This window comes from Hylemonella gracilis str. Niagara R, from assembly GCF_000600295.1.
GTDB lineage: Bacteria > Pseudomonadota > Gammaproteobacteria > Burkholderiales > Burkholderiaceae_C > Hylemonella > Hylemonella gracilis_A.
Window position 1 is genome coordinate 1,856,887 of record NZ_JEMG01000001.1, and the last position, 21,158, is coordinate 1,878,044.

General features: G+C 66.0%; 22 protein-coding genes. 6 read left to right on the forward strand and 16 right to left on the reverse strand.

What is annotated here, in order from left to right:
• Positions 1–143: 143 nt before the first annotated feature.
• From AZ34_RS08650 to AZ34_RS08700, 11 genes are all read right to left on the reverse strand, one after another.
• Positions 144–1,241: an NAD(P)/FAD-dependent oxidoreductase gene (locus tag AZ34_RS08650; RefSeq protein ID WP_051509636.1), complete on the reverse strand. Its 1,098-nt coding sequence runs from the start codon at positions 1,239–1,241 to the stop codon at positions 144–146.
• An 81-nt stretch (positions 1,242–1,322) separates the two neighbouring features.
• Complete coding sequence (gene fdxA / locus AZ34_RS08655; RefSeq protein WP_035607097.1) at positions 1,323–1,652, reverse strand: ferredoxin FdxA; 330 nt, start codon at positions 1,650–1,652, stop codon at positions 1,323–1,325.
• Between the two features lie 57 nt (positions 1,653–1,709).
• Complete coding sequence (locus tag AZ34_RS08660) at positions 1,710–3,008, reverse strand: sulfate adenylyltransferase subunit 1 (RefSeq protein ID WP_035607099.1); 1,299 nt, start codon at positions 3,006–3,008, stop codon at positions 1,710–1,712.
• Between the two features lie 108 nt (positions 3,009–3,116).
• Complete coding sequence (gene cysD / locus AZ34_RS08665; RefSeq protein WP_035607101.1) at positions 3,117–4,094, reverse strand: sulfate adenylyltransferase subunit CysD; 978 nt, start codon at positions 4,092–4,094, stop codon at positions 3,117–3,119.
• Between the two features lie 18 nt (positions 4,095–4,112).
• Positions 4,113–4,784: a phosphoadenosine phosphosulfate reductase family protein gene (locus AZ34_RS08670; protein ID WP_051509637.1), complete on the reverse strand. Its 672-nt coding sequence runs from the start codon at positions 4,782–4,784 to the stop codon at positions 4,113–4,115.
• Entirely contained in the window at positions 4,781–5,170 is a 390-nt protein-coding gene (locus AZ34_RS08675; protein WP_035607105.1) for a DUF934 domain-containing protein, read from the reverse strand. Before AZ34_RS08675 ends, AZ34_RS08670 begins: the two co-directional genes overlap by 4 nt.
• A gap of 14 nt (positions 5,171–5,184) precedes the next feature.
• Positions 5,185–6,999: a nitrite/sulfite reductase gene (locus AZ34_RS08680; protein ID WP_035607108.1), complete on the reverse strand. Its 1,815-nt coding sequence runs from the start codon at positions 6,997–6,999 to the stop codon at positions 5,185–5,187.
• A gap of 110 nt (positions 7,000–7,109) precedes the next feature.
• A complete protein-coding gene (locus AZ34_RS08685; RefSeq protein ID WP_051509638.1) occupies positions 7,110–8,105 on the reverse strand; it encodes a nucleoside hydrolase in 996 nt (331 codons plus the stop codon).
• A gap of 82 nt (positions 8,106–8,187) precedes the next feature.
• Positions 8,188–8,637 (reverse strand): response regulator, encoded by a 450-nt coding sequence (locus tag AZ34_RS08690; RefSeq protein ID WP_035607111.1) that lies wholly within the window; start codon positions 8,635–8,637, stop codon positions 8,188–8,190.
• A gap of 158 nt (positions 8,638–8,795) precedes the next feature.
• Complete coding sequence (mnmD, locus tag AZ34_RS08695; RefSeq protein WP_035607114.1) at positions 8,796–10,850, reverse strand: tRNA (5-methylaminomethyl-2-thiouridine)(34)-methyltransferase MnmD; 2,055 nt, start codon at positions 10,848–10,850, stop codon at positions 8,796–8,798.
• Between the two features lie 60 nt (positions 10,851–10,910).
• Positions 10,911–11,183, reverse strand: coding sequence for an oxidative damage protection protein (locus AZ34_RS08700; RefSeq protein ID WP_035607118.1), 273 nt, complete (start codon positions 11,181–11,183; stop codon positions 10,911–10,913).
• Positions 11,184–11,334: 151 nt separating this feature from the next.
• On the opposite strand from AZ34_RS08700, the gene AZ34_RS08705 reads away from it, so the two are divergent.
• The 5 genes from AZ34_RS08705 to AZ34_RS18270 all read left to right on the forward strand — a co-directional run bounded on the left by AZ34_RS08705 (position 11,335) and on the right by AZ34_RS18270 (position 15,703).
• Entirely contained in the window at positions 11,335–12,357 is a 1,023-nt protein-coding gene (locus AZ34_RS08705) for a sulfate ABC transporter substrate-binding protein (RefSeq protein WP_035607121.1), read from the forward strand.
• 186 nt (positions 12,358–12,543) lie between these two features.
• A complete protein-coding gene (locus AZ34_RS08710) occupies positions 12,544–12,864 on the forward strand; it encodes a c-type cytochrome (RefSeq protein WP_035607124.1) in 321 nt (106 codons plus the stop codon).
• Between the two features lie 37 nt (positions 12,865–12,901).
• Positions 12,902–14,194 (forward strand): NAD(P)/FAD-dependent oxidoreductase, encoded by a 1,293-nt coding sequence (locus AZ34_RS08715; protein ID WP_231495496.1) that lies wholly within the window; start codon positions 12,902–12,904, stop codon positions 14,192–14,194.
• A 95-nt stretch (positions 14,195–14,289) separates the two neighbouring features.
• Positions 14,290–15,453 carry an acyl-CoA dehydrogenase family protein gene (locus AZ34_RS08720; protein WP_035607129.1) on the forward strand — a complete coding sequence of 388 codons (1,164 nt, stop codon included), beginning with the start codon at positions 14,290–14,292 and terminating at the stop codon, positions 15,451–15,453.
• A 112-nt stretch (positions 15,454–15,565) separates the two neighbouring features.
• A complete protein-coding gene (locus AZ34_RS18270; RefSeq protein WP_155831754.1) occupies positions 15,566–15,703 on the forward strand; it encodes a hypothetical protein in 138 nt (45 codons plus the stop codon).
• 88 nt (positions 15,704–15,791) lie between these two features.
• On the opposite strand, the gene AZ34_RS08725 is transcribed toward AZ34_RS18270, so the two are convergent.
• From AZ34_RS08725 to AZ34_RS08745, 5 genes are all read right to left on the reverse strand, one after another.
• Entirely contained in the window at positions 15,792–16,529 is a 738-nt protein-coding gene (locus AZ34_RS08725) for an amino acid ABC transporter ATP-binding protein (protein WP_035607132.1), read from the reverse strand.
• Positions 16,526–17,245: an amino acid ABC transporter permease gene (locus tag AZ34_RS08730; protein WP_035607135.1), complete on the reverse strand. Its 720-nt coding sequence runs from the start codon at positions 17,243–17,245 to the stop codon at positions 16,526–16,528. The genes AZ34_RS08725 and AZ34_RS08730 overlap by 4 nt, the downstream gene beginning before the upstream one ends.
• A 9-nt stretch (positions 17,246–17,254) precedes the next feature.
• Positions 17,255–17,950, reverse strand: a complete 696-nt coding sequence (locus AZ34_RS08735) for an amino acid ABC transporter permease (protein ID WP_035607138.1) — start codon at positions 17,948–17,950, stop codon at positions 17,255–17,257.
• A gap of 87 nt (positions 17,951–18,037) precedes the next feature.
• Positions 18,038–18,880, reverse strand: a complete 843-nt coding sequence (locus AZ34_RS08740; protein ID WP_035607141.1) for an ABC transporter substrate-binding protein — start codon at positions 18,878–18,880, stop codon at positions 18,038–18,040.
• A 235-nt stretch (positions 18,881–19,115) separates the two neighbouring features.
• Positions 19,116–19,946 carry an alpha/beta fold hydrolase gene (locus tag AZ34_RS08745; RefSeq protein WP_035611278.1) on the reverse strand — a complete coding sequence of 277 codons (831 nt, stop codon included), beginning with the start codon at positions 19,944–19,946 and terminating at the stop codon, positions 19,116–19,118.
• Positions 19,947–20,177: 231 nt separating this feature from the next.
• Between AZ34_RS08745 and AZ34_RS08750 the strand changes: the two genes are divergently transcribed.
• On the forward strand, positions 20,178–21,041 hold the full coding sequence (locus tag AZ34_RS08750; protein WP_035607144.1) for a transglutaminase-like domain-containing protein: 864 nt from the start codon (positions 20,178–20,180) through the stop codon (positions 21,039–21,041).
• Positions 21,042–21,158 lie beyond the last annotated feature (117 nt).

Genomic DNA, 21,158 nt, shown 5'->3' on the forward strand with positions numbered 1-21,158 from the left:
GCCATCCCCGTATGAGCGCGTTGGGGGCAGGCCCGGTGAGGCTCCCGCCAAACCAGCGGGCATGAAAAAACCCGCACGAAGCGGGTTTGCTCATCTGCACATCGCTGCCCTTCAACAAGCTCAGGGCAAACGAAGAACTAAGTTCAATCGAAGACCGGCGACTCCACCCCCAGCACCTTGTGCAGCTTCGGGCTGGTCGTCGTGTACTGCAGGTGCACCTTCTTGTCGGGGCTGATGAAGGGCATGGCGCCGAAGGCGGCCAGGGCGCATTCGTGGAAACCGCTGAGGATCAGCTTCTTCTTGCCCGGGTAGGTGTTGATGTCACCGACTGCAAAGATGCCCGGCACGCTGGTGCTGAACTTCTCCGTGTCCACCACCAACTGCTTGCGCTCGATGGCCAGACCCCAGTCGGCGATGGGGCCGAGCTTCGGCGACAGGCCGAAGAAGACCAGCAGCACGTCCAACGGCACCACGCGCGTCACGCCGTCGCCGCCGGTCACCTTCACGGCGGCCAGCTTGCCGTCCTTTTCCTCGAAGTCCGTGATCTGGCCGACCATGAACTGCATCTCGTAGGCGTCGCACAACTCGCGCATCTTCGCCACGCTGGCGGGCGCGGCCTTGAAGCCATCGCGGCGGTGCACCAGGATCACGCTTTCGGCCTTGTTCGGCCCATCGCTGGTGAAGTTCAGCGTCCAGTCCAGCGCCGAGTCGCCACCGCCCACGATCAGCAGGTTCTTGCCCGCGAAGTCAGCCGGGTTCTTGACGCGGTAGTGGAGTTGTGTGCCCGTGAACTTGTCCAGCCCATCCACCTTCAGTGTGCGCGGCTCGAAGGCCCCCACACCAGCGGCGATGAAGATGGTCTTGGTGATGAAACGCGTGCCCTTGTCGGTCTCGACGTCAAAGCGGCCATCCTCGCGCTTGTGCACCACGGTCACGGTCTGGCCCAGGTGGAAGGTGGCGCCAAAGGGCTCGATTTGCTTGAGCAGGGATTCCGTCAGTTCCAGGCCCGTGCAGACCGGCACGGCCGGAATGTCGTAGATGGGTTTGTCGGGGTAGAGCTCGATGGGCTGGCCGCCGGGGTAGGCGAGCGAGTCGATCACATGGGCCTTGACTTCAAGCAGGCCGAGCTCGAACACCTGGAACAGGCCCACGGGGCCGGCACCGATGATGACGGCATCGGTTTCGATCACGGGGGCGTCGGGGCCGCCCGCATGGGTTTGGAACGGGGTTTGAAACTGCACGGTAGCGCGTAGAGAGGGAGCCAGCGTGGCCGGCTCAGTGGTGAAAATCGGTGACGAAACTCTGGAAACACACCAGGGCGATCAGCGGATCAACTCGGAGAGCTTGCCCGTCTTGTCTTTCCAGTCCTCGGCATCGGGCAAGGCGGCCTTGCGCTTCGTGATGCTCTTCCAGCCCGGCGCACGGGCCAGTTCGGCGTTGAGCTTGATCATGTGCATCTGCCCCGATGGCACGTCTTCCTCGGCGTAGATGGCGTTGACCGGGCATTCGGGGATGCAGACCGCGCAGTCGATGCACTCGTCCGGGTCGATGGTCAGGAAATTCGGACCTTCGCGGAAGCAGTCGACGGGGCAGACATCGACGCAATCGGTGTATTTGCAGCGGATGCAGGCTTCAGTGACGACGTGAGTCATTTGTAGTTCTGGCTGGGTGGAAACCCGCGATTTTAAAGGATGGGGCTCGGGAAGGACTCAGGCCACGGCCGGGTTCACCAGAACGGCCCCGGCGGTCTTGTGGCTGGCCGTGTCGACCAGGATGAGCGAACCCAGCACGCGCGCCTGGGCAAAGGGCAGCACGGCCAGCGGGGCCTGCAGCGCCAATTCCACATGGCCGATGCTGTTGGCGTCGAGCTGCTGGGTGTCTTCCTTGGCCAGCGTCTGGATGTTCAGGCGGTGCGCGATGCGTGCCACCTTGGCCTTGACCCAGCGGTGGCCGTGCAAGGCCCAGTAGACCCGGCCGGGCACCAGCGGTTCATCGTCCAGCCAGGCGACGGTGGCCTGGATGCTTTGTGTGCCCGCGCTGTGCCCGGGCGACAACAGCCAATCGCCGCGCGAGACGTCCACTTCCCGGTCCAGCACGACGCCGGCGCTGTGACCTGCGCCCACCGTTTCGGGTTGCCGAACATGGTTGAGCACCTGCGCCACCGTGGCGGTCTGGCCGCTCGGGAAGACCTTGATCTCATCGCCCACCTGGACCGCGCCCGCGGCCACGCGGCCCCAGAACACGCGACGGCCCTGGCTGGTATCGCTACTGGAGGAAAACTTCTCGACCCACTGGACTGGGAAGGCGAAAGACAAGTCCGTGTCCGGCGCAGTCGTTGGCAGCGCTTCCAGGATCTGCAACAAGGTCGGACCTTCGTAGCCGCACCAACTTTTTTGTTCCGCAGCGTCCACCACGTTCCAGCCTTTGAGGGCGGAAACAGGCACGGTGGCATGGACGTTCAGACCCGCGTTGCGCGCGAAGGCGGCCAATTGGGCGCTGATGTGCTTGAAGGCCAGCGCTGCGTCGTCCACCGCGTCCAGCTTGTTGACCGCGAACACGATGGAGGGCACGCGCAGCAACTGCAGCAACAGGCTGTGGCGGCGCGTTTGAGGCAGCAGGGCATGGGTCGGGTTCTTCCACTCCAACTTGGTGGCGTCGATCAGCACCACGGCGGCGTCGGCGCTCGACGCAGCCGTGACCATGTTGCGCGTGTACTGCTCATGGCCCGGCGCGTCGCCGATGATGAACTTGCGCGTCTCGGTGCTGAAGTAGCGGTAGGCCACGTCGATGGTGATGCCCTGCTCGCGCTCGGCTGTCAGGCCGTCGGTCAGCAGCGCCAGGTCGGTCTGGCCCTGGCGCTGCACGCCCGCCAGGTGGTCTTGCAGCACGGCGCGGGTGTCGACCAGCAAGCGTCCGATCAGGGTGCTTTTGCCGTCGTCGACCGAGCCGCAGGTGATGAAGCGCAGGGCCGATGCGGTGCTGAGATTTGAGAGGGTCGTTGCGGTCATAAGTTTCCTTTTCGAGGGCTCCCGTGGAACCGGCTTCGCCGGGCCACCGGGAGCGCCCCCTGCAAGGGGGGTGGCGCAGCGCACACCGTGCGCGCAGCCTGGGGTGTTTCAAAAATACCCGTCTTTCTTTCGCTTTTCCATCGAGGCATCGCTCGTCTGGTCGTCCATGCGGGTCGCGCCGCGTTCGCTGACTTCGGCGGCCAGGGTCTCGATCACGATGTCGTCGGCATTGGCGGCGGTGCTGGCCACGGGGCAGGTGCAGGTGATGTCGCCCACGGTGCGAAAGCGCACGTCGCGCACGACCACCTGCTCACCGGCCTTGGGCGGCGTGAGTTCGGTCACGGGCACCAGCAGGCCTTTGCGTTCGATGACTTCACGCTTGTGCGTGTAGTAGAGGCTGGGCAGGGCCACGTTTTCACGGGCGATGTATTGCCACACGTCCAGCTCGGTCCAGTTGCTGATGGGGAAAACACGGAAATGCTCGCCCGGCGCCAGGCGCGTGTTGAACAGCGTCCAGAGTTCAGGCCGCTGGGCCTTGGGGTTCCATTGGCCGAAGCCGTCACGGTGGCTGAAGATGCGTTCCTTGGCGCGGGCCTTCTCCTCGTCACGACGTGCACCGCCGATCAAAGCGTCGAAGCGGAATTCCTCGATGGCCTCGAGCAGGGTGACCGACTGGTGCGCGTTGCGCGATTCGCCGGGGTGCGCGAGGCGCACGGTGCCACGCTTAATGGAGTCTTCCACGCCGCGGACGATGAGCTGGGCGCCGAGCTCGGCCGCGCGCTGATCGCGGAAGGCCGTGACCTCGGGGAAGTTGTGGCCAGTGTCGATCATCAGCAGCGGATAGGGCAGGCCGCCGCCGGAGGACCCTTCGCCTTTCTTGCCGAAAGCCTTCTCCGCGCACTTGAGCAGCACCAGCGAATCCTTGCCGCCCGAGAACAGCAGGGCCGGGCGGTCGAAGGCCGCGGCGACTTCGCGCAGGATGAAGATGGTTTCTTCCTCGAGCGCGTCGAGGTGGGCATTGCTGAGCTGGTGCACCGAAGTGCCCAGGGATTCGTGCCGAAGTTCGAGGGGTGTGCGGGCGTTCATGGCGGAAGTTCTCTGCATTCAGTGGGCCAGGTGCAGCCCGCACTCGCGCTGCGCTTCACCCTTGGTCGGGTCCACGTAGTCGAAGTTGTTGGGCAGGCCATGGGCCTCGCAGTACTGGTGCAGGTCCTTGGACGACCAGTGCAGCAGCGGTGCGACCTTGATCAGGCCATCGGGGTTGATGCTCACCGGCTCCATCTGGGCGCGCACCGCGCTGTCGGAGGCGCGCAGCGCGGTGAACCAGACCTGGGGCGCGGTCTCGCGCAGCGCGCGGGCGAAGGGTTCGAGCTTCACCTCTTCGGTGAAAGCCGCGTGGCGTGGGTCGTCGAGCGCGGGCACGGGGCCTTCCACCGCCTCGCGGTGCGCGCGCGTGCGGCGCGGCAGGTAGATGCGCAGGTTCAACCCCAGCAAACGCGTCACTTCGTCGGCATAGCGGTAGGTGGCATCGGTGTTGTAGCCGTTGTCCATCCAGACCACGGGCACATCAGGCTGCACCTGCGTGACCAGGTGCAGGATCACCGCCTCGAAGGGGCGGAAATTGGTGGTGACGATGGCCTTCTGGCCCAGGCCGAGCGCCCAGGCCACCAAGGCGGGGGCGTCGTGGCCGTGGCGAGCGTTGACGTCCGCGAGATCGGCCGCGGTGATGGCCTTGCCCGTGTTGATCACGCTGGCGGGGTTCAGGCGGCTGTTCATGTGGTCTCCCGCGCGAAACGCGGTTGTGGCAACACGGCGTCGCCCTGGTAGTAGGACGGGAAGCGCGTGAGCTGGCGTTCGGCGATGGCCAGGTCCTGGCCTTCCTTGAGCACGGCTTGCGTGAAGCCGTTGCGCGCGATCAGGGGCAATTGGTCGGCCAGCACGTCGCCGGTGGCACGGATCTCTCCCTGGAAGCCGAGGCGGCGGCGCAGCAGGAAGGCTTGGCTGTGGGCCCGGCCATCGGTGAAGGCGGGGAAGTGCAGGTCGATGCGCGTCACGCCGTCGAGCTTGGCCTCACGCGGGTCCGCGTCGTTGGGCAGGGCGAGCACGGAAGGGGAAACGGTTTCGCTGGCCGCAGCCTGGGCGGTGATGAGGGTGAGAGACATGGTTGGATTCCGGCTCAGGCGGTGGCTTCTTCTTCGTCGGCGTTCGGGTGGCGTGCTTGCTGTCCGGCCTGCTTGAAGGGATCGATGCCCACGCGCTTGACGGTGTCGATGAACAGCTCTTGGCGGCCGTCGGCGCCGGTGGCGCGCAGCTCGCGGTAGGTGTCGAGTAGGGCTTCGATCACGTCCGGCACTTCGTGCGACGAGAAGGACGGGCCAATCACCTTGCCCGGCACGGCCGCGCCCGACAGGTCTTTGCCGTCTGAGCCGCCCACTGTCACCTGGTACCACTCCTTGCCATCCTTGTCGACGCCCAGGATGCCAATGTGGCCGCTGTGGTGGTGGCCGCAGGAGTTGATGCAGCCGCTGATGTGCAGGTCGATCTCGCCCAGGTCTTCCAACTCGTCCAAGTCCTGGTAGCGCGTGGTCACGGCCTCGGCCAGCGGCAGCGAGCGCGCATTGGCCAGGTCACAGAAATCACCACCGGGGCAGGCAATCATGTCGGAGAGCAGGCCGATGTTGGCCTTGGCCAGACCGAGGCGCTTGGCCTCGCGCCAGAGCGCGGGCAGTTGCGTGGCCTGCACCCAGGGCAGCAGCAGGTTCTGCTGGTGCGTCACGCGGGCTTCACCCGCGCTGTAGCGTTCGGCCAATTCCGCCACGGCGTCGAGCTGCGCGGCGGTGGCGTCGCCGGGCGACTGGCCGGGGCGCTTGAAGGAGAGCGTGACGGCGCGCAGCGCGGGGTTCTGGTGGGCGTGGACGTTGCGTTGTAACCAGCGCTGGTATTCGGCTTGTTCGGCGGCCGTCACGGGTTCGGCGGGAGCGGCGTCCAGTTTCAGGGCCGGCGGCACGAAACCCGCGCTCACGCGTTGCAGTTCGGCGGCGCTGACCGTGTGCGGAGCGCCGTCATGCTCCAGGATCTGGCGGTATTCGGCTTCGACCTCGTCCACGTAGCGCTGGCCCTCGGCCTTGACCAGGATCTTGATGCGCGCCTTGTACTTGTTGTCGCGGCGGCCCCAGCGGTTGTAGACGCGCACCACGGCTTCAAGGTAATTGAGGATCTGTTCGGCGGGCAGGAACTCGCGGATCACGGTGGCGATGGTCGGGGTGCGGCCCATGCCGCCACCCACCAGCACCCTAAACCCCAATTCACCCGCCGCGTTCTTGATCAGGTGCAGGCCCACGTCGTGCCAGGGCGTGGCCGCGCGGTCTTCGCGCGCGCCGGTGATGGCGATCTTGAACTTGCGCGGCAGGAAGGCGAATTCGGGGTGCAGCGTGCTCCACTGGCGCATGATTTCGGCCCAGGGACGCGGGTCGGCGATTTCGTCCACGGCCACGCCCGCCTGCGCGTCCGTGGTGATGTTGCGGATGCAGTTGCCACTGGTCTGGATGCCGTGCATGTCCACGGTGGCCAGCAGGTCCATCACGTCCGCGCTCTGGTCCAGCGGGATCCAGTTGAACTGCACGTTCTGGCGGGTGGTGAAGTGGCCATAACCCGTCACCAGCTTGCTGCCGATGGCCTGGCCGTCGCGCAGTTGCACATCGCCCAGCTTGTTCTGCGCCGCCACGGCGCCCTGGAACACCTCGTGGCTGGGTTGGTCGTACTCGCGGGCGATGCGGGCCAGCACGCGCAATTGAGGCGCGGAGATTTCGCCATAGGGCACGGCCACGCGCAGCATGGGCGCGTGCCGCTGGACATACCAGCCATTCTGCAGGCGCAGGGGCCGGAATTCCTCTTCGCTGAGCTGTCCGCCGAGGCGGCGCTGCAACTGGTCGCGGTATTGTTCCGCGCGCAGCCGGATGAACTGACGGTCGAAATCGGTGTACTGGTACATGGGCGCGACTGTAAAAGTCACGCTCCAAATTCCAAACTACATTTTGCTTAGGAGTCCATGACTCCCGGTAATAAGCAAATTCGCCCGCGGGGCGCGGCTGGGATGGGCGTTCAGCTCAGGGGAGCCAGCGTCTGCTGAACCAGGTCGAGGCAGGCCGCCGCATCCAGGTGGATGGCGGCTCGCACGGCGGGTTGGTCGGTGCCCCAGCCCGGTTGCGGGTAGGGCGGCAGGCCCAGGTCGGCATGCCGGTCCAGCAGCAGCTGGCCTTCGGCCAGGCCGTCGTGCGCCACCCGGGCCGGGCCATGGACGAGGCGGAACAGCTCGGTGTGCAGCAGCCAGACCAAGCCGAGCACGCCAGCGATGGCGATGGCGGGGCGGACCGCTCCTTCCGCCAGCCCCGCTTCCTCGGCTTGCACCTGCGATTGGTGGCGCGCGGCGTGCCACAGCAGCTGTCGCATGGGGTTGGACGGCTCCTGCGCTGCCCAGTGTTCCAGCCAGTCCAGCGGCAGGGGCGCGGTACGGCTGACGTTCAGGCCCAGCACGGTGAGTTGGAAACCTGCGCCCAGCACCGCATCTGCCGCGTGCGGGTCGGACCACAGGTTGAACTCAGCGCCGGGGGACACGTCGCCTGGCGCATCCAGGCAGCCGCCGGCCACCACCACCTGCTTGAGGAGCTGCGGCAGCCGGGGTTCCAGGCGCAGGGCCTGGACCAGGTTGCTCAAAGGACCACCGCACATCAGGGTGATCTCGCCCGGATGGGCCAAGGCCAGCTGGACGATGCAGCGCGCGGCGGAACGCGGATCGGTGCCACGTTGCAAGGGGCCGTCGCCCGTCCAGTCTCCCAGACCGTCCTGTCCGTGCAGGCCGGGGTCGGGCAGCCATTCCCCCTTGCGTGTGGGCGTCACGACGCCCTCACAGACCGGCAGCTCGTCCCGGCCCAGCAGCGCGCACAGGCGCAAGGCGTTGCGGGTGGCTTGGGGCAATGCCACGCGGCCAAAACTCGTGGTGATGGCTTGCAGCGCCAAACCCCGATGGGCATGGGCAAAGGCCAGGGCCAGTGCGTCATCGAGGCCAGGGTCGATGTCGAGAATGAGCTTGTGCGACATGGGTGTATTTTGCGCCATGCCGCGAGGGTGGTCGGTCCGCCTGCGGAGGCCTGCCCGTGCGAGCCCCGGGTGCGTTCCCGGTTCAGGTGGCCAGCAGCTGCCGGATTTGCGCGGCCACTTCCGCGCCCGCCCGTTCCGGTGACTCCGGTACCCGCAGCCAGCCCAGGGCCCCGGTCTGCACGGCCGCCGGCATGCGGGCCTCGGCGGTGGACGGGGTGGCCAGGGCCAGCACCTTGCAGCTCGCCAAGCGTCGCCGTGCATGCCGGATCAGAATGTGACCGCCCTCGTCGGGCAGGTCCAGGTCGGCGACCAGCAGATCCACCATGCCGCCATCGATGGCCACCAGACCCGTCTCCAGCGTCTGCGCGCCGCGCACCGAACCGATCTCCACCATCGCAGCCAGTGTCTGCACCAACTGCTGCTTCAAGGCAGGGTCATGCGCGACCACCAGGGCGCTCAAAGGCTTGCGCGCGCCGGCCAGGCCAGTGGCGGCGGGTGTCTGTGCGGGCGAGGCGGTGGTGGAGTTTTCCATGGTGCAGCGGCGGCGGTGGATGGGCAGTCCGGCATTGTCAAGGCCAGGCTTCCATGACGGGGGCGTCACCTTGCAACACGATGTAAGGAATGCAATCGGGCGCAAGGCGATCCTGACCGAGGGGCCAGATTCCATCCGTTCGTGCGCCCCGCATGCGCTCAGACGTCGGTCTTTCGCGTTCGCGTACCGCCGACCCGTCTCGCATCCAGGGCACGGGCCAGTTTGTGCGGCAGGGGCAGGGGTTCGGCGTGCAGTTGCGCGGCCAGCAACTCGGCGCAGAGCGCGGCGAAGCTCAAACCGCGTGAACCCAGGGCGGTCAGGATGGCGAGGCTGCCGGGTGTGGACGATCTCTGGAAACTCTCTGGCGCCACGCCTGCGTCATCCACGAAACCGACCAGGGGCCGACGGTCCCGCGAGGTGCAGCGGATCTGGCTCCAGGCCCGTACCTCACCGCGCATGAAGGTGGGCTCGAGCTGCTGTGCGATGGCGGGCAGCAGCGCGCGCAACTTGTCCAGATTGGCGGCATGGCCGGTGGCGACTGTGGCATGCGAGGGCTGGGGATCGGTTTCACCGCGTTCGTAGGTGGAGCCGCATAGCCAGGCTGTGCCTGCGTCCATGGGCGCGTTCGGAATGAAGTGGCCGTTGCCATTGACCGGTGTCGGAGGCCAAGGGGGCGCGGTGCGGTCCTGTTGCATTGCATGCAGGCCCCAGCTGATTTGCCCGCGCACCGGGTTCAGGGGCAAGGGCGACGAGGCGGGCAGGTATGCGTCCAGCAGCTTCGCGCTGGCGCAGGCTGCGGCGACCACCACCAACTCGGCTTGCGCCAGTTCCGTCCCTTGCGCGTCCAGCACCTGCCAAGCTGCATTCGGACCGGTGCGTCGCAGGCGAGCGACACTGACGTGGCCGCGCACCTGCACGCCCGGCTGCGCCAGCCAGGCCGCGACCAGGCGTGCGGGTTTCATCCAACCGGCAAGGGCATGGACGATCGGCGCCGCATGGCCCTGGTCCCGCACACCGCTGAGCGACCAGTCCTGGTCCACCCGCAACAGGCCTTGCTGGCTCAAATGTTCCGCCGACTGCACCGTGTGACGTATGCCTGCGCGCGTCAAGCGCGACAAGAGATTGTCGTCCGGCGAGACATGGGGGGAGAACAGGCCCACGGGCAGATCCGACGCGCGCGCGGCGGAGCTGCCCTCGAACGAATTGAGCAGATCCGACGCCCGTGCGGCGGAGCTGCCCTCGAGCGAATCCAGCAGTTTCGCCCCCCCATGGGCTGGGCGACTCTCGTCATGCTGCAAAGTCGAGGGCGCTGCCGCATCCAGCACCGTCACTTGCCAACCCCGGCGCGCCAGCGCAGCGGCTGTCGCCGCACCGGCCAGACCCGCGCCGATGACCACGCAGCGCCCAGGCTCGCGGTCCACTGGCGCGCGCGCGCGGGTCGGCTCCCAGCGTGGCGCGTACACCGCGCGGATGCTTTCGCGCTTCGGGGGTAAGCCCGGAACTTTCTCGACCTGCCAACCGTTTTCCGTCAAGGCGCGCCGCACCGCGCCGTTGGCCGTCCAACTGGCCAGCGTGGCGCCGCGCCGGGCCAAGGTGCTGAGATCGCGCAAGGTGTCGGGCGACCACATGTCCGGGTTGGCGTGCGGAGAGAAGCCATCGAGGAACACACTGTCCACCCGGTGTGGCAGGGTGGGGCGCAGTTCCCGCAGCATCTCACGCACATCGCCCAAGCAGAGGGTCAGCAGCACGCGGCCGTGGTCGAAACTCAGCCGCTGCACGGCACAGGAACTGCCGGGCTCCAGCCGCCGCCATTGCTTGGCCAGTTCCTCGGCCAGAGGCGCCAGTTCCGGCCAGGCCTGGGCACCGCGCACCAGGTCCTCGGCAGCGACCGGGAACGCCTCGATGGATATGAAATGCAGCAGGCTGGGGCGCCGGGCATCGTTGCGCCAGGCTTGCCAGGTGGCGAGAAAATTCAGTCCTAGGCCGAAGCCGGTTTCCAGAATGCGCCACTGGCGCTGATCCGCCCAGGCGCTTGCGCGCGTAGTTGGATTCTGCGTCTGCGCTTGGGCTGGTTCAACGCCGGGATCCGCCAGACCGCAGCCCGCGAGAAAGATGCGCCGCGCCTGGGCCAAGCCATCCGCCGTCGTGCGGTAGAGATCGTCGAAACGCTCGCTGTACGGCGTGCCCTCGCGCCAGCTGACGGGTTCGCTCATCGGGGTGCGGTGACGCGATGCGGGCCGTGCCTCAGCCGATGCCCTGGGGTGGGGCCGCGTTCAGGCGCTGGGGGGCACGTAACCCTGGGCCTGCTCGGCACCGCTGCCGAAAAAGTGGTTTTCCATCTGGCGCGCGAGGTACTGGCGCGCGCGCGCGTCGGCCAGGTTCAGGCGGTTTTCATTGACCAGCATGGTCTGGTGCTTGAGCCAGGCAGCCCAGGCCTCCTTGCTCACGCTTTCCCAGATGCGCTTGCCCAGTTCGCCGGGATAGGGCGGGAAGTCCAGACCTTCGGCTTCCTTGCCGAGTTTGATGCAATTGACGGTGCGTGCCATGTCGTGAATCTCTTGGATGGTTTTTATGGATGTTTGGGTAATAAGCAACTGAAATCTTATTCGTTCCAGTTTGGGTCATGTCTCTCCAGAATGCCTTGCATCGCTTTTTTCTCGATTGCAGCGATTCCAACATCGAACCAAGGAACCCGACATGACGCAACGCCGCGACTTTATCAAGTTTCCCCTGCTGGCCGGTCTGCTGTCCGTCCTCGGCCTTGCCGGCACCCCGGCTTTGGCGCAGGACGTGACCCTGCTGAACGTGAGCTATGACCCCACCCGCGAGTTGTACGTGGAGTTCAACGCCGCCTTCGCCAAGTACTGGAAGGAAAAAACCGGCCAGAACGTGACCATCAAGCAGTCGCATGGCGGCTCAGGCAAGCAGGCCCGCTCCATCATTGACGGCCTGGACGCCGACGTGGCCACGCTGGCCCTGGCGGGTGACACCGATGCGCTGGTGAAGAACGGGGGCTGGCTGGCCGCCGACTGGCAGAAGAAACTGCCGCACAACTCCTCCCCCTACACCTCGACCATCGTGCTGGTGACGCGCCAGGGCAATCCCAAGGGCATCAAGGACTGGGATGACCTGGTCAAGCCCGGCGTGAGCGTGATCACCCCCAACCCCAAGACTTCCGGCGGCGCGCGCTGGAACTACCTGGCGGCCTGGGAGTTCGCCAAGCGCAAGTATGGTAACGATGCCAAGGCCAAGGAATTCGTGCAGAAGCTGTACGCCAACGTGCCCGTGTTGGACACCGGCGCACGCGGCTCCACCATCACCTTTGCCCAGCGCAACCAGGGCGACGTGCTGATCGCCTGGGAGAACGAGGCCTATCTGCTGGAAAAGGAATTCGGCGCCAAGTTCGACGTGGTGGCACCTTCGCTCTCCATCCTGGCCGAGCCCGCCGTGGCGGTGGTGGACAAGAACGTGGATAAGAAGGGCACGCGCAAGGTCGCGCAGGCCTACCTCGAGTACCTGTATTCCGAGGAAGGCCAGGACATCGCGGGCAAGCACTTCTACCGCCCCGCCGTTTCCAAGAAGGCCATCGACAAGTACGCCAAGCAGTTCCCCAAGCTCAACCTGTTCACCATCGACCAGGGCTTCGGCGGCTGGGCCAAGGCGGACAAGGAGCACTTCGCCGACGGCGCGAGCTTCGACCAGATCTACGCCAAGAAGTAAACGCCACGAGGCCAGCGTCCGTCCAATCACACCGGAAATCAGGGAGCATTCATGTCGGTCTTGTTGATTGCAGCTAGTCTGGCCGATCTGTGTTTTGAATGAAAAGCCAAATCAAGGAACAAACACGGGTTTGCATTGGGTCAGAATGTTTCGATACTCGGATCTGAATTTTCTGGAGACTGGCGCATGAAAAAATTCCTATCCATCGGGTCCATCCTGTTGTTGGCCGTGGCGCTGAGTACCAGCGCCGCCGCGCAGGGCGTGGACACCCAGGTCCGCGTCTGGGCCGCGAGCTGCGCTGCCTGCCATGGCACGAATGGCGCGGGAGGCCCCGCGCGGGGTGCGATCCCGGTGATCGCCGGCCAGGACAAGACCGTGCTGCTGCAAAAGCTGCTGGCCTACAAGAAAGGTGAGCTGCAGGCCACCGTGATGCACCAGCACGCCAAGGGCTACAGCGACGGCGAGCTTGAACGTCTGGCGGCTTTTTTCGCTGCCCAGAAGCCTTGAACCGCCTTGAACCCTGGAGACACGCAACATGAACACGATGCAACGCAGAGTTTTTTTGCGCACCGTCGCGGCTGGCGCGGGTGCCGGTGCCCTGACCACCTTGGTCGGTTGTGCTGCCACCCCCATCGGCACGGCGCGCCAGCGCGTGGTGGTGATCGGCGGGGGCTACGGTGGCGCGACAGCGGCCAAGTACCTGCGCTTATGGACGATGGGTACGGCACAGGAACTCGAGGTGGTGCTGGTCGAGCGTGAGGCCGCCTTCATTTCCTGCCCACTGTCCAACCTCGTGCTGGGTGGTTACGAGAAGATCGAAAACCTAACCACCAGCTACGACACCTTGCAGCGCAAGCACGGCGTGCGCGTGGTGCGTGACGAGGCCACGGCCATAGACGTGGCCAAGAAGGAAGTGCGGTTGGCGCGTGGCGACACCCTGAAGTACGACCGCCTCATCGTCTCGCCGGGCATCGACTTTCTCTACAACCAGACGCCCGGTCTGGAAAGCGCCGAGGCGCAAGCCAAGGTGCTGCATGCCTGGAAGGCGGGCGCCCAGACGGTCGCGCTGCGCAAGCAGCTTGAGGCCCTGGACAACGGCGGAACCTATGTGCTGCACATCCCCAAGGCGCCGTACCGCTGCCCGCCGGGACCTTACGAGCGCGTCTCGCAGGTCGCGTCTTACTTCAAGGCCCACAAGCCGCGCTCCAAAGTCATCGTGCTGGACGCCAACCCGGACATCACGTCGAAGAAGGGTCTGTTCCTTAAGGCCTGGACCGATCTGTACCCGGGATTGGTCGAGTACCGAGCGAGCAACGAGCTTGTGCGCGTCGATGCCAACAGCCTGTCCATCGAGACCAGCTTTGACACCGTGCGCGCGGGCGTGCTCAACGTAGTGCCGCCGCAGCAGGCGGGCCGCATCGCGCAGCAGGCCCAGCTGCTCAACGTGGGCGGACGTTGGGCGGGCGTGGACTTCCGCAGCTTTGAGTCCGCCGTCGCGCCGGGCGTGCACGTGCTGGGCGACGCCACGGCCTCGGCGCCGGGCATGCCCAAGTCCGGTTTCATGGCCAACAACCACGGCAAGGTCGCGGCGGACGCGGTCATCGCGCTGCTGCAGGGGCGTGAGGTCAACCCCGAGCCCATCCTCGCCAACACCTGCTACAGCTTCGTCTCCGAGACGGAAGTGGTGCATGTGGCGTCCGTCCACAAATGGAACGCGGAGCAGAAGACGCTGACGGCGGTGCCGGGGGCCGGGGGCCTGTCCTCCGCGGCCAATGCGCTGGAAGGCCAATACGCCAAGTCCTGGGCGCGCAACATCTGGGCCGACGCGCTGCTTTGAGTTGCCACGACTTGGGTCTATAGATATTGCAGCGATAAGCAAGCAACGATTGAGTCGTTCGCTTTGCGGCCCGTCTTCGCTAGAGTCCTTGCGCCATGGACATCAAGCAAACTCTGGACGAAACACTCGCGCTGCTGTGCGCGAGCCTGGCGGCCACCGCCGTCGAGCGCGACCGGCAAGGCGGCCATGCCACCGCTGAACGCGCGCTGTTGCGCGACAGCGGGCTGCTGACCCTGGCCGTGCCGACAAAGTTCGGTGGGCAGGGCGAAAGCTGGCCCGTCATCTTGCGTGCCATCCGCCGCATCGCGGCGGTGGACAGTTCTCTTGCGCACCTTTTTGCCTTCCAGCATCTGCAGGTGGCCAGCCTGTCCTTCTTCGGCAGCGAGGAGCAGCAAGAAGAGTGGCTGACGCGCACCGTGCGCGAGCGCTGGTTCTGGGGCAATGCCAACAACCCGGCCGACAAGCGCGTGACGGCGGCGGAGTTCGACGAAGGCCTGGTGCTCAATGGCGTCAAGAGTTTTTGCTCGGGCGCGGTGGGGGCCGATGTGTTGCTGGTCTCGGCCCATCTGGAATGCGGCCGGCTGATCGCGGCGACCCTGCCCACGGACCGTGAGGGTTTGCAGATCCAGGGCGACTGGAACGCCATCGGGCAACGCCAGACCGACAGTGGCAACGTGATCTTCGAGGACGTGCTGGTCCATCCCGAGGAGGTGCTGAACCCCGGCCCGGGCAGCAGCGCCTGGGCTTCGCTGCGCTCCACGCTGTCGCAGTCCATGCTGGTCAACATCTACCTCGGTATCGCCGAGGGCGCACACCAGGCCGCGCGGGATCACACGCGGCAGTGGCGCAGGCCCTGGGTGCTGTCGAACGTGGAGCAGGCCACGCAGGACCCTTATCTGCTGGAGAAGTTCGGCGAGTTCTGGGTGCAGCTCAAGGCCGCCGAGGCCCTGGCCGAGCAGGCGGCGCAACAAATCGAGGCCGCTTGGCAGCGTGGCCTGTCGCTCACGGCCGAGGAACGCGGTGCAGTCTCGATCGCGGTGGCCTCGGCCAAGGTGGTGGCGGCGCGCGCTGCCCTGGACATCGGCAGCCGCCTGTTTGAAGTGGCCGGTACCTCCTCGTTGCACGCGCCCTTGGGCCACGACCGTTTCTGGCGCAACGCCCGCACCCACACCTTGCACGATCCGATCGAATACAAACTGCGCGATCTGGGCAACTGGGCGCTGAACGACGTCCTGCCGACGCCTTCCGCCTACACCTGAGGGCGCATTGGCCGATCGGCCTTATGCCGATTCGGCCATATGCATCTGACGATCTTTTCGTTCTCTTTTACGGCGCTTGTTTTCACAATCCGTGCATCTCATCAAGGATCACATGACACAAGGCACGCTTGAGCAGCAGGACGACGAAACCAGCCAGGATTGGCCGGCGTCCTCATGGCTGCGCGCCTTGCTAGGCATCACTGCTGCGGCTCTGCTGCTGGCGGTGCATGCGCTGCCGCACCTCGCGTGAACCGCCCGCCGCCGGGACCCGTCGCCGGCTTGGCGCACGGCCACGCTGACAAGGGAGAGCGCTGGGTTGTTGGGGCGCGATGGCTTCCTCAATGAATGCGGATGTCCGCGATGAACTGCTGCGCGCGCGGGTGCTGCGGGCGGGTGAAGAATTCATCGGGGCGGGCGCGTTCGAGCACCCGGCCCGCATCCATGAAAAGCACGCGGCCGGCCACCTCGCGGGCAAAGCCCATTTCGTGCGTGACGACCACCATGGTCATGCCGTCGCGCGCCAGGTCCTTCATGACCTGCAGTACCTCACCCACCATTTCCGGGTCGAGCGCACTGGTGGGCTCATCAAACAGCATCAGCGGCGGTTGCATGGCCAGCGCGCGCGCGATGGCCACGCGTTGCTGCTGCCCGCCCGAGAGCTGCGCCGGCAGCGCGTCGGCCTTGTGGGACAGGCCCACGCGGTCCAACAGGGCGAGCGCGCGCTCGCGGGCCTCGGCCTTGGTGGCGCGTTTCAGGGAGACGGGCGCCAGCGTGCAGTTTTCCAGGGCCGTGAGGTGCGGGAACAGATTGAACTGCTGGAACACGAAACCGATGCGCGAGCGGAAGGCATTGAGGTCGAGGCCCTTGCGGTGGATGTCCTCGCCGTCCAGGGTGATGCGACCGCTGTCGATCGGCTCCAGGCGGTTGAGGGTGCGGATCAGCGTCGATTTGCCCGAGCCCGAGGGGCCGCAGACCACGACGATTTCACCCCGGGTCACGGTCTCGTTGATGTCGACCAGGGCGTGGTAGTCACGGCGCGGGCCGTACCATTTGTTGACGTTGTCGAAGGTGATCATGCGACGGCAGAGGCGGAATGGTGCAGGGATGGCGCTTTGCGGTCCAGCCGGCGTTCCAGCCAGTAGGCAAAACGCGAGAGGCTGAAGCAGAGCGTGAAGTAGCTCAGGCCCAGCAGCAGGTAGAGCTGGACCGGGTAGACGAAGACCTGGGTGTTGATCTGGGACGTGATGAAGGACACCTCGTTCAGGCCGATGATGTAGCCCAGCGAGGTTTCCTTGATGGTCATCACGAACTGGCTGACCAGCGAGGGCAGCATATTGCGCAGGGCCTGCGGCAAGATCACCCCGCGCATGGCCTGCAGCCAGGACAGGCCGAGCGACCGTGCGCTTTCCATCTGGCCGCGCGGCAGGCCCAGGATGCCCGCGCGCACCACCTCGGCGAGGTAGGCGCCGTTGAACAGCGCCAGCGCGATCAGCATGGTGGTGAACTGGTCCGTCTTCGCGCCCGTCACGCTGGGCAGGAAGAAATAGGCCCAGAACACCACCATCAGCAGCGGCGTGCCGCGCACCACGTAGACCAGGGCGGTCACGGGCCAGCGCAGGGCGCGCCAGGGGCTCACGCGCGCCAGTCCCAGCGCGAGGCCCATGGGCAGGGAGGCGAGCAGGCCGGCGGCGGACAGCAGCAGGGTGAGGGCGAGCCCGCCCAGCGGGCCTTCGGGGTACTGGCCGACGAGGAAATAGAGCCAGTAGTTGTCGATGACTTCAAGAAAGGTCATGGGCAGTCCTCAAGGCGAGCGCGGCGGATAGCGGTGGGCGAACCAGGCGGCCAGGGCGCCGATGGCCAGCGAAACCGTCAGATAACACACGGTCGCGAATGCGAAGGCCTCGAAGCTGCGGAAGGTTTCGGTCTCGACCTTGGCGGCGGCGTACATCAGCTCGGCCGTGCCGATCACGGTGGCCAGGCTGCTGTTCTTCCAGAGGTTGAGCGTCTGCGACAACAGGGGCGGCGTGGCGATGCGCAGGGCCTGCGGCAGTATCACGAGGCGCATGGTGGGCAGAAAGCCCAGGCCCAGGGCCCGGCTCGCCTCGAACTGCACGGCAGGCACGGAGCGGATGCCGCTGCGCAGGTCCTCGCCCATGAAGGCCGCGGCGTAGAGCGTGAGTGCGACCACGGCAGCGATGGCCTCGAAGTTGTGGCCGTAGAGCCAGTCGCGGACCGCCTCGGGCAGCAGCTCGGGCGCGGCGAAGTACCAGAACAGCAGATGGGCCAGGGGCGGGATGTTGCGCTGCACTTCGATGCAGAGCCAGCCGATGGCGCGCAGCGGCGCCCAGGGTGAAAGCCGCAAGAGGGCCAGGGTGGCCGCGAGTGGCAGGGCCAGGGTCAGCGAGACGGCCAGCAGCAGCAACGACATGCCGAGGCCGGCCAGCAGCATCTCATGGTAGGGCCCCGCGAGCAGCAGGGAGAAATCGAAGGAGGGCATCGGGGGGATTGTCCGGGAACGGAAAAACGGCCCGCCTGGGGGCGGGCCGTCGTGTCGGCCGGCAGATTGGGGCCGGCAGACCGGATATCAGCCGTCCACCTTGTCGGACTCGATCTTCCAGGTGCGCTTGCCGAACTTGAGCTTGCTGCCCTGACCGTACCACTTTTCGTAGAGCTTGTCGGCCGCGCCAGAGGTTTCGAGTTCGCGCAGGGTCTGGTCCACCACGGCCTTGAGCGCCGTTTCACCCTTCCTGATGCCGATGGCCAGCGGCTCGACGTTCAGGTTTTCCGGCAGGACGACATAGTCCTTGGCCTTGGGGCCCAGCTTGAGCACGTCGCTGTAGAGCGAGGCTTCGTCGTTGATGTAGGCGACGCCCTTGCCTTGCTGCAGGGCCAGGAAGGCCTGCTGCGTCGATTCGAAGGTGACCACGTCGGCGGTTGGAACGACGCGCTTGAGGTTGGGTTCCTGCGTGCCGCCTTTGACGGTCACGACTTTCTTGCCGCCGAGCTGGTGCACGCTGGTGATGCCGCTTTTCTTCGCGACGACCACCTTGGAGCCGGTGACGAAGTGGGTCAGGCCGAAGTCGATCAGGGCTTCGCGTTCCTTGTTGTGGGTGAGCGACGCGGCCAGCAGGTCCACGTGGCCCTGTTGCAGCTCGGGAATGCGGGCGGCAACCGCCACCTGCTTGAATTCGGCCTTGACGCCGATCTTCTGCGCGATGGCGTTGGCCAGGTCGATTTCGTAGCCGATGAACTGGCGGGTCTTGGGGTCGACGAAGCTGTTGGGTTCATCGATGCCCAGAATGCCGAAGACGAGCACGCCCTTTTTCTTGATGTCGGCGAGCTGGTCGGCCTGGGCCGTGGCTGCGCCCAGGCTCAGGATCGCCGCGAAGGCCGAGGCGATCAGGGTGTTGAAAGTGCGCTTGCGCATGAGAGTCTGACTCCAGAAGTTGGTTGGGTCGGCGTTTTTCGCCGCAGGGCGGCTTGACGTCCTGGCGAAAATCATAGGCAGGAACAGACGCGGTGTGAACCAATGCTTTTTCATATCCATATGCAAAAACGATCACATGCCGGCGCGGGTCGTCCTGCCCACGCCGCAACCGGCCCAGGCCGGTCCGCCTGGGTTCAGGCGCCTTCAGCTTCTGCGGCGCAGTTGGTCCTGCGACTCACGCGCCACGCCGGCCGATGAACTCAAGCAAGTCCTTGCTGAGTCGTCGTTTGTGGGTGGCGAACAGGCCATGCGGCGCGCCCTCGTATTCGATCAGCGTGCTGCGCGCGATGCCTGCGGCCGCAGGCCGGCTTGAAGAAGCAATGGGCACTGTCTTGTCCTCTGTGCCATGGATGAAGAGCGTGGGCACCTTGAATGCGCCCAAATCGGGACGGAAGTCAGTGCTTGAGAAGGACTTCTGGCATTCCAGCGTGGCCCTCAGGCTGCCTTGCATGGCCACGCCGCGCGCCCATTCCAGCGTCTGTGCGCTGATCGGACGGCTGTCATTCCCGATGCCAAAGAAGTCCTTGAAAAAACCGGCCAGAAAGGCGGGGCGGTCGTCGGCAAGCGCGGCGGCCGTCTTGTCAAAGGCGGACTGCGGGCTGCCGCCGGGGTTGTCCTCGGTCTTCAGCCGGAACGGCAGTACCGAGGACACCAGTACCGCTTGCGTGACCCCTTTGCCGCCATGACGTGACATGTAGCGCGCCACCTCGCCGCCGCCCATCGAGAAACCCACCAGCACGGCGTCCTGCGCGCCCGTCTGTTGCATCACCGCGGCCAGGTCGTCGGCCAGCGTGCCATAGTCATAGCCGTTCCAGGGCTGCGAGGAACGGCCGAAGCCGCGTCGGTCATAGGCGATGGCGCGGTAGCCGGCCGACGCGATGGCCATGGCCTGGTCGTCCCAGCTGTCGGCCGAGAGTGGCCAGCCGTGGATCAGGATCACGGGCCGACCGTTGCCCCAATCCTTCACGTAGAGCTGGGTGCCGTCCGTCGTGGTGATGTGGTCCATGGGATCTTCGTTGGTGACTGGGAAGGGTGGGAAGGGCATCGGGGCGCGGGTCCGCGCAAGGTGCATGCTGGCTGTTTTTGCGCGGTGTTTCCGTGCGCTGGCGCTCCCAGCCCAATGCGACCTGTGTGCGTCATGACACGGATCGTTGCAAGACCCGGGTCTACAATCGGGCCACACACACATGCCTCATTCCCACGATCCCCTCGACCTTCGCGGCCTGCCGCCGCCGCGATGATCCGCCTGCACATCGCGCTGGAGCTGGCCTACACCATCGGCGAGTACGGGGGCGACTTCGTTTTCAACATCCATGCCGCGCACACGCAGCGGCAGCGCGTGGTCCGCGAAGCGCTGAGCCTGAGCCAGCCACAGCCGTCGGTGGTCCAGACCGATCCCGCGACAGGCAACCGCTACCTGCGCCTGCAGGCTGCGCCAGGTCCGCTTGAAGTGCGCTACGACGCGACCATCGACCTGGATCACCACATGGCCGAACCCGGCACCATCGCCGAGGTCCCCGTCGCGCGGTTGCCACTGTCGGTGCTGAGCTACATCTACCCCAGCCGTTATTGCCCCTCGGACCGCTTGCACCGATTCGCGATGCGCGAATTCGGCCGCCTACCCCAAGGGTATGCCCGGGTGCAGACCATCCGCGACTGGGTGCTCAGCCACACGACCTTCACATCCAACTCGTCCACGTCCGACACGTCCGCGATCGACACCCTGCTGAGCACCGTGGGTGTGTGCCGCGATTTCGCTCATTTGATGATCGCACTGTGTCGCGCTGTCAACATCCCGGCCCGTTTCGCGACGGGCATCGACTACGGCGCCGACCCGGCGCTCGGCCCGACCGACTTCCACGCCTACGTGGAAGCATGGCTGGGTGACCGCTGGTACCTGTTCGACCCCTCGGGCACCGCCATCCCCATGGGCTTCGTGCGCCTGGGCACCGGTCGTGACGCGGCCGATGTGTCTTTCGCGACCATCTTCGGTTCGATCACCTCCGCCGCGCCGCGCATCGCCATCCAGGCCATGGCCGACGACAGCGGCCGCCTGATCGTGCCGTACCACAGCACCCAGGCACTCTCTACCGACGGCTGATCGCGGTCGCGCAGGGGACCGGCCTGCGGCCCTGAGGCAGGCCGCGCCTGGGAGGAAACCCATCTCGATCGTCTAGACTGCACGCGCGGCGGCACGGTACATCGCCAGAACCCCGTT